The following is a 14707-nucleotide window of genomic DNA, read 5'->3' on the forward strand; positions in this document are numbered from 1 at the left end:
TACCGTGAAAAAAGAAAAGCCTATGACATAAGTATTGTAATCTTTGAATCTTTACATCTCGTGTATGTAGAAAATACATACATATTGATTAACTGAAAAGGCGGAAGATCGGCTTTCGCAAAGTTTAAAATCTAATTCTATAAAAAATGATTAAGAAATTATTAGTTCTGTTTTTTACTGTATTTACGGTAACAGCATTTGCCCAGAATGTAACTATTTCCGGAACAGTAGTGGATGCAGAAAAAATGCCGTTGATCGGTGTTAATGTTTTAATAAAAGGAACAACTGTTGGTACGACAACTGATTTTGATGGAAAGTTCTCTTTATCGGGAGAAAATGGTAACACGCTAGTTTTTTCCTATATAGGTATGACTTCTCAAGAGATGACGTATAAAGGAAACCCTTTGTATGTAATTATGGAGGATGATTCCAAAGCATTGGAAGAAATAGTTGTGATTGGTTATCAGACCGTAAAAAAATCTGATTTAACAGGAGCTGTAGCAGTTGTTGACACAAAAGAAATGAAAAAGAGTGCTGCCGGTACAATCGCAAATCAGTTGCAAGGACTGGCTACAGGTGTAAACGTTCGTAGTACCGGAAAAGCAGGTGAAGATGCATCAATCGAAATTCGAGGTGTCGGCTCCTTAAGTGACAATAGCCCATTGTGGGTAGTAGATGGAATGATCACTTCTCCGGGTGTGGATTTTAATCCTTCAGATATAGAATCTATTCAAATATTGAAAGATGCTTCGGCAGCAGCTATTTATGGTTCGCGTGCAGCAAACGGAGTGATCATTGTCACGACAAAGAAGGGTACTAAAGGCCCGATGAAAGTAGGTGTCAGTGTAAAGGAAACATTGGAGTGGACTCCGCGCTACAATTTAATGAATGCTGCCGAATATAAGAAATATAATGATATTGCCTATAATGAAGCAATAAAAGATGGCATTGCCAGTATTACAGCAACGCAGCAGCATTCTGAATTTGATACAGACTGGCAAGATGAAGTATTTAAGACTGCTTTAGTTCAAGATTATAATGTGTCACTTTCCGGTGGTGGAGATTCGGGTAATTATTTTGTGTCTGCCGGTTATTATAATAATGACGGTGTTTCTTATGGTAATAATTTCGACAGATACAGCTTCCGTGTCAATACACAGGGTAAAAGAGGCATGTTCTCTTTTGGTGAAAATCTGGCTTATTCATTAATAAACAAAGACCCTCTTCAAACAAACCCATATAATGATGTGGTTCGTATGATGCCGACAATTCCTGTGTATGATGCAAACAACCCAGGGGGATATGGTTATGGAGATGCAGCAAAATATAATACTTTTGGAACGAATCCGATAGCCCGTGAAAATCTTGAGAAGATGAAAGAAAGACAAAATCGTTTAAATGGTTCTGTTTGGTTAGAATTTAAACCATTTGATTTTCTGTCTTATAAATTCAATGGCGGTATAGACTTATATTTTTATGAAAAATCATGGTTCAGAGGAGAAGGTAACTGGACTCAGAACCAGGAACACCGTGATCCGGAAAGTCAGAAGCAACGTGATAACACCTATAATATGTTGGTGGAGCATACGCTGAACTTTAATAAAGATATCAAGAAACATCATATTGATGCCGTGGTAGGTACTACTTATCAAAAAAATGAATGGGAAGGCTTATGGGCTTCTCGTCTGAACTTTCCACAGTTGGGTACTGATGATTATTTGACAGTACTGAATGCTGGTCAAAGTAATCAGCAAAATACTAACAGCATCAGGAAAAGTGCAATGATCTCTTATTTAGGCCGTGTTAATTATGTATACGATAATAAGTATTATGTAACCGGAACATTCCGTCGGGATGGGACTTCCCGTTTATCGAAAGAAAATCGTTGGGGTAACTTTCCGTCTGTTTCTGCCGCCTGGAGAATTTCAAAAGAAAACTTCTTTAATGTTCCATGGATCAATGATTTAAAGATCAGAGGAAACTGGGGGCGCCTGGGTAACTCCTCCATTGATGAATGGGATTATTTAGGAACGATCAATCAAAGTATTGTTACCTTGTTGGGAGGTACAATTGTTCCAGGGGCATCACAGGTTAAAATCGTAAATAGCAATCTGGTATGGGAAACCAAAGAAACAATGAATTATGGTTTTGATGCTGCTTTCTTGGATCAACGATTAAGTTTAAGTGCAGAATACTATGTGGCTAAAACCCGTGATGTGTTAACTGATATGCCTATTGCATTATCTACAGGTAATCAGGGAGGTGCTCCGAAGGCTAATGCTGCAAGTTTAAAAAATCAGGGATTTGAAATGACTGTCGGTTGGAGAGATCAGGTGGAAGATTTCAAATATAATGTAAATATGAATATAACAACCCTAAGTAATAAGGTTATAGATCTGGGATACGGAAAGGATGTCTATTATTCAGGCCAGGCTAAAACAGAGATCGGTCAGTCTTTATCTATGTTCTATTTATATAAAACAGATGGTATCTTTAAAACTCAGGAACAGATTAATAATTATGTGAATTCGAAGGGTGAACCGATCATGATCAACGGTAAACGCCCTCAACTGGGTGATGTTAAATATATAGATACCGATGATAATGCCAATATCACAGCGGATGATCGTCAGATATGTGGAAGTCCGTGGGCAAAAATGCAACTCTCACTCATGCTCAATGCTGAATGGAAGAATTTTGATTTCGGAATGATGTGGTATGGACAATTTGGAAATAAAATTTACAATGTTACGAAATGGCAGGGACGCCTGTTCTCCGATAACTCAAACTATATTCGCTACGATAAAGGGGAAGAACCTTATCAGGTAAATCCTGATTCAGATACGCCTCGAATTATATATGGTGACCAGCGTAATTCGATGGATAGTGATCGCTTCCTTGAAAATGGTTCATTCTTCAGAATGAAAAATATTTCATTGGGATATAGTCTCCCTAAAGAGTTACTAAACAACTTCGGTATAGATAAGCTCCGCTTATATGTTGCAGGGAACAACCTGATTACTTTTACTAAATATAGCGGTTTGGATCCTGATTTTGTGAATACCAATGTATGGAATAGAGGAACAGACAGTTTTGCATTCCCTAATACCCGCTCTGTAATGTTCGGATTGGATTTGACCTTTTAATTTATAATCAAGAGAAGATATGAAAAAAATATATGAATTATTAGTTGTTAGCGCTTTATCATTATGTACAGCTTGTAGTGCGGATCTATTGGATATAGATAATCCCAATGAAGCAACTGTCCCTACCTTCTGGAAAACAGCGTCAGATGCAGAAGCTGGAGTGAAAGCTTGCTATAGCGCACTTTACAAAGAACCTACCTGGATGCGTTGGCTGTCGTTTCGTTACGATTTATCTTCCGACGAAGGATGGAGTTCTTCTCCATGGATTGAACTTGGCGACTGGACACGTTTTCTGTATACGAATTACAATTTTAATGAAGGGAATAACCAGCATTGGGAATTCTTCTATATGGGAATTTACCGCTGTAACCAGGTTTTACAGTATGTTCCTGAAATAGAGATGGATGAAACCCAGAAAAGTAAAGTATTGGCTCAGGCTTCTTTTATGAGGGCTTTATGGTATTTTCAGATCAATTTGCTGTGGGAAAAAGGAACATTGATATTAGAACCGGCAAATGCAGATTATGTGCCTTCGGATGCATCTGAAGAAGAAATATGGACACAGATAGAAAAAGATTTACTATCTGCAGCAGAAAATCTACCGGAAGCATGGGATGCAGCCAATGTCGGCAGAGCAACAAAAGGTGCAGCGAAAGCTTTACTGGGTAAAGCTTATATGCAGCAACACAAATTCGATAAGGCTAAAGAACAACTTCAATGGTTAATAGATAAGGAAGGCTCACTATACGGATTGATCGATAACAGAGAAAATAACTTCACAGATCTGGATGAAAATAACAAAGAAGGTGTTTTTGAGATCCAGTTTGATGATCAGAATAAAGGAGGTACAGGTAATGATGCAAGTATGGCTATGGGATTTCAGCGTACACAATTTTATGCACCGAGTGGTATCGGTTGGGGAGACGGAAAAGCACGCAGATGGCTGGTGGATGAATTCCTGAAAGAGAAGAGGGCGGATGGCTCGAATGACCTCCGTTTGTATACTAGTATTTTGTATCACGGTTTCTCGCAGGATTTCCCGGATCAGTCCCGGAAATATTATAAAATAGCAGACGCGGATGATAACACACAATGGGATAACTGGGGACAAAGTAAAGAAGATTGCTATATCCGTAAATATAATACCTCTTATTATCGTGAAACGGAAGATTATTTTGCCCGCAACAATTATCGTATCATACGTTATGCCGATATCCTGTTGAATTATGCAGAATGTATTGTCGAGACTGGAGGTTCGATTACGGAGGCTGCCGGCTATGTAGATAAAGTCAGAGAACGTGCCGGACTTGTTAAATTAGCAGCAAGTCAGTGGAAGGGGGCTCTGAATTCAAAAGAAACCTTTATGAAACGTCTACAGATGGAACGTTCGCTGGAACTTTGTTTCGAAGGCTGGCGTTGGGCTGACCTGAAACGTTGGGGACTTCTGGATACCCAGGCCGGCATTGATGAGTTGAAGAGTAGAGATGCAGATTTTAACAACTTCATTATAGGTAAGCATAAACGTATGCCGATCCCGCAAATAGAAGTGGATAATAGTGAAGGGCAACTGACACAGAATCCGATGTATTAATATTTTATGTTAACAAAGTATCCTTTATCTTCACACTCTAATTGTGAGTATGAAGATTAAAGGATACTTTTATAATAATCTTTACCATGAATATCAGTAAAAAAGTAATATTATTATTAATACTTTCCTATGCTTTAGACCTGTGTGCGCAAAATATCCAAAATCCGGTACTACCAGGAGTCGCAGATGCCGGCGTAATGAAATACAATGGAAAATATTATATCGGAGGAGTTTTTACGAACGGTGATTTTTATGTGTCTAAAGATATTGTTCATTGGGGAACTCCGGTACATGTAGTATCTATGGATAATGACTGGACAAAAGGTAGCGGAGCCGGAGATAACCAGATTCATGCAAATGATATGTTCTATTTGAATGGAGATTTTCATTTATATTGGTCAGTCAATTATTGGGGGAAAGATAAACATGCCGTACATATCGTACATGCACAGGGTAAAGATATATTAGGCCCCTATATGGAACCGGATAAAGCAACTTGGATGGATAACCGGATCGATCCTATGGTCTTTAAAGATGATGACGGACAGTTATATATGTATATGGTTCGTTTTACAGACGGGAATACGATCTGGGGACGTAAAATGAAATCTCCATCAGAGTTTTCCGGTGAACCGGTTTGTCAGTTTGCTTCTTTACCCGACACCTGGGAGACAATGGACAATCGCGTAGCTGAAGGCCCCTGGGTTATGAAGTACAGAGATCGTTATTATATGATGTATAATGCTAATCATACATCGACAGAATGGGGAAATTACCAATTAGGTGTAGCAGAGGCGGATTCTCCACTGACTTTTCAGAATGGAGGTAAATACAGTTATCCGGTAGTTTTATCCAATCAGACTTCCTTGGAAGAGGACTATGTGGATCTATTAAGATATGGCAAAGTTTATGAGCCGTACTTCGCTTATATGGAAGAACGGCCGGAAGGTAACTGGATACAACCCAATTATAATGCTACCGGTTGGAAAAAAGGAGAATCCGGATTTGCTTCAAAAGAGGTGGAAGGATCGACTACACGTCATAAGGGAACAGAATGGCAGGCTTCTTTCTTATGGTTACGCAAGGCCTTCCAAATAAGTAATACGATAAAGAATGCCGCTTTGCGTGTAGCCCATGACGGAGACACTAAGATTTATTTGAACGGGGAGTTGATTTATAATAAGCAAGGGGCAGATTATTGTATCCTTAATTTGAGTGAAAAGCAAGTTGCCATATTGAAGAAAGATACTCCTAACGTCCTGGCTATTGAAACGAATAAAGGACGTAGAACGAACTTTTTTGATGTTTCTTTATTCGATATGAAAGAAGATAAAGCAGACGATATCTTTTTAACTCCCGGACAACCTAATATTTTACGTGGACCGAATGGTTTTGAATGGTGGCTTATTTATATGGCGAATAAAAACCATGAACCTCGCGGACAATACATAAACCGTGTGCAATTCTTTGATAAAACACTTTATGTAGACGGGATAACCGGCCCCAATACAAAAGGATATCATCCGGAACCGGCCAAACCGACTTACGGCGATACTTTTGATGATGCGTCTTTGATGAAAAGCTGGACTTTCCCGGCAAACGATCAATGGGGTATTACCGGAGGTGAGTTGGTATGGCAAAACCCAAAATCTTCTTATGGGTTACTAGACAAGGTACAATCAGGCACATCCTATTTGTTTGAAGCCGGAGTAAACGCGACAAATGAAGCCGGAGTCATAGCCTATTGGAAAGATGCGGAGAATTATATAAATGCAGGCTTGGATTCAATCCGCTCCGGTTGGTATCTGCAAACTTGTACACAAGGCAAGGAGCGAAAAGAATTTTTCAATTTACCGGAAGATTTTCGTTTTGGAGTATACCATACTTTTACGATAGAAAAAAATATGGATAATATAAAAGTGCTTCTGGATGGCATTCCTGCTCCGGGGAAGTCACAATTTGAAGGAATACTACCGGGATCAGAAGCAGGTTTCCCCGGTCTGTTTGTTAAAGAGGGAAAGGCTGCTTTTGACGGAATAATATATACGCTAGGCTTTGATGATTACGATTGCTCCATGCCCGGTTGGGAATGTATCAATGGAAAATATGAATGTGTGGCAAATGGCTTGAAGGTTACGGATAATAACAAAACTGAGATACTGAAGGGGGATATGCTGAATAATTATGAATATTCATTTCAGGTATCCAACCTCTCCGAAAAGGGTCTTGCAGGCGGTTATCCGGTCTATATGGATAAGGACAACTATGTGAAAGCTGTAATTAACGGAAGTACACGTACGCTAAATGTAACAATGGTCAAAAACGGCAAGACCTTACAGAAAAACAGTTTTCCTCTGGAATGCCTGAGAACCATTTATCCGGATGTCAAATATACAGACTTTATAGAGAAAGGCTATCGCTTTCAAAGCCCTGTCTGGTTAGATGCTCTTTATTTGAATCGCCATGATGTCGGAGATAAGCATGATTTTGTGGAGAATATGTTCGATCAATTCGTGATAGAATATGTGAAAGACGGGAAATGGTATCCTCTTGGGGAGAACAGCCAAAGTGAAATTGCTTCACATCCGGCCTATAACAAGCTATCATTCTCTCCGGTAAAGACCGATGCATTGAGATTCATTAATAAAGACCCGCAGGATCTGTCACGGCACATAGACAAGATCAGGATCAATGAATTATTGAAGACATCTTATAACATACGTGCCGTAAAAAAAGACAATGACCTCTATCTGTTTATAGACGGAAAAGAAATATGTCATTTGGAGGCTGCTTACCCGCTATCGAAAGTCGGACTTTATTCAGAAGATTGTCAACCGGCCTATAATGGTGTTTTACGATATCATATTGGAAAGTAAATTATTCATAGAAAATATAAGACCATGAAAAAAAGTTTTGTTTACATTGGAATTCTAGTATTGATTGTTCTTGTCGGATGTTCATCCAACAAAGCAAAGGAAAGAGAAAATGTGGAGATAGCAGCGGAAACAATCCCCTTGGGCGATCCGTTTATTCTGTTGCATAACGGAGTTTACTACGCGTATGGAACACATTCCGATCAGGGGATCGAGGTGTATACCTCCGATGATCTGAATACTTGGAAACTCGCCGGGCTGGCATTGAATAAAGAAGACAGCTGGGCTGACAAATGGTTTTGGGCCCCCGAGATCTATAAAGTAAATGACACCTTCTATATGTATTATTCAGCGGATGAACATATTTGTGTTGCCACTTCCGATTCCCCTCTGGGCCCGTTCAGGCAAAAAGAACAGAAGCCGATGATAACAACCGAGAAGAGCATTGACAACTCGCTCTTCATCGATGATGACGGTACACCTTATCTCTTCTATGTCCCTTTTAACGACGGAAATAATATATGGGTTGCCAGGTTGGAGGAAGACCTCATTACTATAAAGGAAGATACCTCCCACCCTTGTATTCACGTCTCGCAGGAATGGGAAACCGTCTGGCCACGCGTAAATGAAGGCCCTTATGTTCTTAAGCGCAACGGACTTTATTACATGACCTATTCCGCCAACAGTTATGAAAGCCCTTTATATGGAGTAGGCTGTGCAACGGCAACAGATATTATGGGAGAATGGACAAAATATGACGAAAATCCTTTGTTGCAGACACCGGGAGAATTGGTCGGTGTAGGGCACAGCGCGATGTTCACGGATAAAGAGGGAAACCTCCGGATCGTTTATCATGCGCATAAGGATAAAGATAATATTCATCCGCGTGCCATGCACATCGGTAACGTCAGTTTCGAAAAAGTCGACGGTATTGACCGTATGAGAATCAGCAAAGAATATATAACCCCTAAATTGGCAAAATGAAAAAAGAATTATTACTACTGGCACTATGCAGTTTTACCGCTTGTTCCTCGTCCGGCTCTAAAGACGAAGACAAAGGCGGTAGCACCGGAAAAAAGACGGAAACCTATCAAAATCCCGTGATCGCCTACAGCCTTCCCGACCCTTCGGTTATCCGGGGGGACGACGGCTATTTCTACCTGTATGCGACAGAGGATATTCGCAATTTACCTATCCACCGGTCGAAAGATTTGGTTAACTGGGAAATGGTCGGCACCGCATTTACTGACCAGACACGTCCGGACTTCGAACCCGACGGCGGACTGTGGGCTCCTGATATCAACAAGATCGGTGGCCGGTACGTACTCTATTATTCCATGTCGGTCTGGGGAGGCGAATGGACTTGCGGTATCGGTTGTGCTATCGCCGATCGTCTGTCAGGCCCTTTCAGCGACCACGGGATGATGTTCCGTAGCAACGAGATCAATGTGCAGAACTCTATCGACCCCTTTTATATAGAAGAAGGCAACCGGAAATACCTTTTCTGGGGGAGTTTCCGCGGTATTTACGGCATCGAACTGAGTGACGACGGACTATCCCTGAAAGAAGGTTCTCAACCCGTGCAGGTCGCAGGAACGGCTTACGAAGGAACCTATATCCATAAAAAGGACGGATATTATTATCTATTCGCCTCGATTGGCTCCTGCTGTGAGGGACTGAAAAGTACCTACACGACAGTCGTAGGACGTTCGAAGGAACTGTTTGGTCCCTATGTGGACAAGAGCGGACAACCGATGCTGGAAAACCATCACGAAGTTTTGATCCACAAAAATGGTTCTTTCGTTGGAACAGGCCACAATTCCGAGATCATTACAGATGAGGCTGGCAACGACTGGGTATTCTACCACGCAGTTAATGTGAATGACCCTTCCGGCCGTGTCCTGATGATGGATTGTATCGACTGGAAAGATAGTTGGCCTACCGTCGCAAATGACTCTCCCTCTTTGAAATCAGAAAATCCAGTATTCTAACTTTTAAATATATCAATATGAATTTGAAAAACGTAGCCCTTTCTTTGCTACTCTTGGCCGGAACAACCGGCGCGGAGGCTGTGAACTATTCACCGGAAAACGTAAAAGTCTCGATTGCCCTAAAAGTACCTGGAAACGATGCCCGGCAGTACTCGTTGACAATGCAGAAGTTGCAGGATAATTATTTCGATTACCAACTCAAAGCGGGAGACAAACTCCCCCTTTCGATCTACCAGAAGGTAGAGGACAAGGAAGGTAAACAACAGATCACAGTCAGTATCACTGCATACGAAGATATCTGGTTCAATTTCGCGGAGCAGATCAAGACCGGTTTCAGCCACGGCGATTGTCAGTTCTACCTACCCGGCTTCTGGTACCGCCGTAACCTCCGCTCGCCGGAGAAAGCCCCTTCTTTCCACACGTCCGACAGCTGGATCGTACGGGAAGACCGCTTAAGTACCCCCATGACCACTATCTTCGATGCCAAAAATGGCAAAACAATTTCCGTGATCCGTCTCGACGAGTTCAAGACAGATGCCCTGACCACCCATAAAGAAGGCGAAGTGATTCTCTCCGGTAAGACCTCCATCGGATACACTGGTTTCGAGAACGTTTCGGGAACAGCCGCCTTATCTTTCGGTTTCCCCTACAAGGAAGCTCCGAAAACCTATATCCGCAAACTCACACTTGCTCCCGCCGTAGAAGCCTTCCAACTGCTCCGCAAAGACGAAAGTATCACTTTGACCTGGGAAGTGAATGAGTTCAGTGCCACCGACTTCTCCCAATGCGTGCAACAAGCCTGGGAATACAGTTTCGACACCAACTGTCCGCAACCGGTGGAGACTGCCTATTCTCCCGAAAAAATGAAAGAGGTAATGAGTAACTTCTTTGTGGAAAGCTATGTGAGCGATAAGCCGACACATTATTATTCCGGCGTGCATATGGAAACTGCTACCTGCAAGAATACCGGAACAGCCGAAGTCGGTTTCGTCGGGCGTACCCTGCTCAACGCATTTAATGCCCTTGAATACGGTGAGCAGCAACAGCGTCCCGAATTGGTTAAAAGTGCTAACGCTATCTTTGACACATACTTGACCAACGGCTTTTCCGATGCCGGACTTTTTAACGAGGTTATCTACTACCAACGCGATGAAGTAGAAGGTACACATAGTATCCGTCGCCAATCGGAAGGAGTATATGCTGTGCTTTATTATCTTAATTACGAAAGAGAACGGGGTCGTAAGCATCCGCAATGGGAACAACGTATCAAAGGTATGCTGGATAACTTCCTGCGTTTGCAGAACGAAGACGGTAGCTTCCCACGTAAATTTAAGGATGACTTCTCCATCGTCGATAAAAGTGGTGGTAGTACGCCGTCAGCAACTTTACCATTGGTAATGGCTTCTAAATACTTTAAAGACAAACGTTATCTGGAAGCAGCCAAACGTTCTGTCAATTATCTGGAAAATGAACTGATCTCAAAGTCTGATTATTTCTCTTCTACGCTGGATGCCAATTGCGAAGATAAAGAAGCTTCTCTGTATGCTTCTACGGCTGCTTACTACTTAGCCCTGGCTACCAAAGGAGCTGAACGTGCTCATTACGCAGGATTAGCAAAGAAAGCCGCCTACTTTGCTCTGTCATGGTATTATACCTGGGATGTGCCTTTTGCTCCCGGACAAATGTTAGGTGATATAGGACTGCAAACCCGCGGATGGGGAAATGTTTCTGTCGAAAACAACCATATCGATGTTTTTATTTTCGATTTTGTAGACGTTCTTCATTGGTTATCAAAAGAGTATAAAGAAGATCGCTTCTCCACCTTCGCTGAGGTTATCAGCACCTCCATGCGCCAGTTGTTACCTTACGAAGGACATATGTGTGGGGTTGCCAAGAAGGGGTATTATCCGGAAGTGGTACAACATACCAATTGGGATTACGGAAAGAATGGCAAGGGATATTATAATGATATCTTTGCTCCCGGATGGACAGTTGCTTCCCTGTGGGAATTGTTTTCTCCGGGAAGAGCGGAAGCCTTTTTAGAATGATCCGTCAATAGGTTTACTGCTGAAAATTTAGATTAAAAGAAGCTGTTTCTAAAGTTCTTTTTTACTTTTGAAACAGCTTCTCCTTTTTATGCAGACTTTTACTTTAAATATTCCTCCGTTTTCCGGAAAAAGTCGGAGATGTGTGCCCCATCCACAAAACCATGATGCACATAAATGGCTACCGGCATAACTAACCGGCCTTCCCGTGTCACGGCTTTCCCGACATTCAGCAGGGGATAACTCGAACCACTCTTCCGTTCCTGTGTATATGTGATCGATGTGAAATAAAGATCGGGTGTTGCACTTACGAGGATAACACTGTACCGGCTGTCTTCCGTTGCAGTATTTTCAGATTCGTACGGATTGCCGTCTTCCGGTATTGAGTCGATGATATGGCGGGCTTCCTTGTAAAAGGCATCGAAATCTTCAATCCACGGTATCCTTACTGTAAAGAACTTCCCATTTTGATGCATGCGTATCGGACACAATACATCAACTGTCTCATAACAAACTATCTCTCCGCTGTTTTTTATCCTGAAACGCAGCTCCTTTATTTCATTAGCCGCCCGCAGTATGGCATACAGATAATAGAGAAAGAAGGATTGTCCATTCTTTTTTGCCCGATCTTTTGCTCTGGCGCACTCCACTTCGGAGGTGATAGATATACTTGGATTTTCAAAGTCACGGAAGAAATTGTAATTGTCTTTCCGTTCCCAGTTCTCAAAATCAATGAGGTGTCCCTTGGGAAAAACAGGTTGCGTATCCATATAAACTAAATATTGTTGATAGGCTGCAAAGATAGTTATTTAATCAGTATCAGTATATCCGTACTCCCCTTCATAAGCCTTGTAAGCAGGCTCGAACAATTAAAGTCTATCCATTTTTTCTAATTCGGCCCTATCAGATTCTTTTTTCTTCACCTTTTCATTTTGAAAGATATTATCGTTTTGGAAAGGCTACCTTTTCAAAATGGAAGGGTTGTTACCGGAGCTATTTTCTTCTGGTTATTCTTAATTTGCTGTATTTGAGTCGATAATAATCCTGTGCGTTTTTTTGGCACGCCTTTGGCATATAGAATAGCGAAACGATTAGTATTAACTATTAAATAAACAAAGGTATGTTAGACAACGTATTTGTAGGATTTGGATTTTTATGTGTGGTGGGAACAGCCTGCTACTGGTTTTTCTTTAAGTGTGTAGATTGGTTTGAAAAGATTTAAGAAAGGAGAGAAAATATGTTTGTAGCTTTATTTATACTCTGCGTAGTGATCTTCGGGTATCTGATGTATGTATTGATCAAACCCGAGAAGTTTTAATCGTAAATTTAAGGTGAAAAGATGAATACTGAATTAATAGGTAGTATTGCGCAAATCGTATTGATGGTCGTTTTGGCCTACCCGCTGGGGATGTACATTGCGAAGGTATATAAGGAGGAGAAGACCTGGTTGGACTTCATGGCTCCGGTTGAAAGATGGATTTACAAACTCTGCGGTATCGATCCGAAAGAAGAAATGAGTTGGAAGAGCTTCCTGAAAGCACTTCTTACTGTCAATGTTTTTTGGTTTTTCTGGGGGATGATCCTTCTCTGTACACAGGCGTATTTGCCGTTGAACCCGGACGGTAATGCGAACCAAAGCCCCGATCTGGCATTTAATACATGTATCAGTTTTATGGTGAACTGCAACCTGCAACATTATAGTGGCGAAAGCGGGTTGACTTATTTCACACAGTTGTTTGTTATCATGCTGTTCCAGTTTATTACGGCGGCTACCGGTATGGCGGCACTGGCCGGAATCTTCAAGGCGATGGCAGCAAAGAGCACCACGACGATCGGTAACTTCTGGAATTACCTGGTAAAGAGTTGTACACGTATCCTATTGCCCTTGTCGCTCGTGGTAGGTTTTATCCTTATCCTGCAAGGTGTCCCGATGGGCTTCGACGGCAAGATGGCCGTGACCACTATGGAAGGTGCCGAACAGATGGTTTCGCAAGGGCCTACCGCTGCTATCGTTCCTATTAAACAGTTGGGAACCAATGGAGGAGGTTACTTCGGCGTAAACTCTTCGCATCCGCTGGAAAACCCGACCTACCTGTCCAATATGGTGGAATGCTGGTCGATCCTGATCCTGCCGATGGCAATGATTTTTGCACTGGGCTTTTATCTGAAACGGAAGAAGCTGGGGTATACGATCTTCGGTGTGATGTTGTTTGCTTACCTGGCAAGCGTGGCGATCAATACGTATTATGAAATGAACGGTAACCCCAAAATTACCGAAATGGGTATCGACCAGGCTTGTGGGGCGATGGAAGGTAAGGAAACACGTCTGGGGCCGGCTGCTACCGCACTCTGGAGTTGTACGACAACGGTTACTTCCAACGGCTCGGTGAATGGTATGCACGACAGTACGATGCCGCTTTCAGGCATGATGGAAATGTTGAATATGCAGATCAATACCTGGTTCGGCGGTGTGGGAGTCGGTTTTATGAACTATTATGCTTTCCTTATCATTGCTGTCTTTATCAGCGGGCTGATGGTTGGGCGTACGCCGGAATTCCTCGGCAAGAAAGTGGAAGCGCGTGAGATGAAGATCGCTACGATCGTGGCGCTGGCGCATCCGTTCGTGATTCTGATCTTTACGGCTATTGCAAATTATATTTATGTTTATCACCCTGCCTTTGTGGAGGGCGAAGGTGGATGGTTAAATAATCCGGGTTTCCACGGTTTCAGTGAAATGCTTTACGAATATACCTCTGCTTCGGCCAATAACGGTTCGGGTTTCGAGGGATTGGGAGATAATACCTGGTTCTGGAACTTTACGACAGGCTTGGCATTGATCATTTCGCGTTACCTTCCGATCGTGGGACAGGTGGCCATCGCAGGATTGCTGGCACAGAAGAAGTTCATCCCCGAAAGCGCAGGGACATTGAAGACCGACACGGTGACGTTTGCTGTAATGACATTCAGCGTGATCTTTATCGTTGCCGCCCTGTCCTTCTTCCCCGCACTGACACTGGGACCGATTGCCGAATATTTTAGCATTTACTAATTAGCTGATAGT

General features: G+C 42.2%; 9 protein-coding genes. 8 read left to right on the forward strand and 1 reads right to left on the reverse strand.

Annotation, left to right across the window (positions count from 1 at the left end):
• The first annotated feature begins 146 nt into the window (after positions 1-146).
• From M1P97_RS22045 to M1P97_RS22070, 6 genes are all read left to right on the forward strand, one after another.
• Complete coding sequence (locus tag M1P97_RS22045) at positions 147-3146, forward strand: SusC/RagA family TonB-linked outer membrane protein (RefSeq protein ID WP_249390218.1); 3000 nt, start codon at positions 147-149, stop codon at positions 3144-3146.
• A gap of 19 nt (positions 3147-3165) precedes the next feature.
• Positions 3166-4737 carry a RagB/SusD family nutrient uptake outer membrane protein gene (locus M1P97_RS22050; protein WP_249390219.1) on the forward strand — a complete coding sequence of 524 codons (1572 nt, stop codon included), beginning with the start codon at positions 3166-3168 and terminating at the stop codon, positions 4735-4737.
• An 86-nt stretch (positions 4738-4823) separates the two neighbouring features.
• Positions 4824-7613, forward strand: a complete 2790-nt coding sequence (locus M1P97_RS22055) for a family 43 glycosylhydrolase (RefSeq protein WP_249390220.1) — start codon at positions 4824-4826, stop codon at positions 7611-7613.
• A 24-nt stretch (positions 7614-7637) separates the two neighbouring features.
• Positions 7638-8594 (forward strand): glycoside hydrolase family 43 protein, encoded by a 957-nt coding sequence (locus M1P97_RS22060; protein ID WP_195374560.1) that lies wholly within the window; start codon positions 7638-7640, stop codon positions 8592-8594.
• Positions 8591-9601, forward strand: a complete 1011-nt coding sequence (locus M1P97_RS22065) for a family 43 glycosylhydrolase (protein WP_249390221.1) — start codon at positions 8591-8593, stop codon at positions 9599-9601. Before M1P97_RS22060 ends, M1P97_RS22065 begins: the two co-directional genes overlap by 4 nt.
• Positions 9602-9618: 17 nt before the next feature.
• On the forward strand, positions 9619-11649 hold the full coding sequence (locus M1P97_RS22070) for a hypothetical protein (protein WP_249390222.1): 2031 nt from the start codon (positions 9619-9621) through the stop codon (positions 11647-11649).
• A gap of 98 nt (positions 11650-11747) precedes the next feature.
• Here the strand turns inward: M1P97_RS22070 and M1P97_RS22075 are convergent, their stop codons facing one another.
• Entirely contained in the window at positions 11748-12416 is a 669-nt protein-coding gene (locus tag M1P97_RS22075; RefSeq protein ID WP_195374563.1) for a chloramphenicol acetyltransferase, read from the reverse strand.
• A 467-nt stretch (positions 12417-12883) separates the two neighbouring features.
• On the opposite strand from M1P97_RS22075, the gene M1P97_RS26465 reads away from it, so the two are divergent.
• Positions 12884-12964 (forward strand): potassium-transporting ATPase subunit F, encoded by an 81-nt coding sequence (locus M1P97_RS26465; protein ID WP_075558450.1) that lies wholly within the window; start codon positions 12884-12886, stop codon positions 12962-12964.
• A 21-nt stretch (positions 12965-12985) separates the two neighbouring features.
• On the forward strand, positions 12986-14695 hold the full coding sequence (gene kdpA, locus M1P97_RS22080) for a potassium-transporting ATPase subunit KdpA (protein WP_195374564.1): 1710 nt from the start codon (positions 12986-12988) through the stop codon (positions 14693-14695).
• Positions 14696-14707 lie beyond the last annotated feature (12 nt).

This window comes from Parabacteroides leei, from assembly GCF_023369805.1.
Classification (GTDB): Bacteria; Bacteroidota; Bacteroidia; order Bacteroidales; family Tannerellaceae; genus Parabacteroides; species Parabacteroides leei.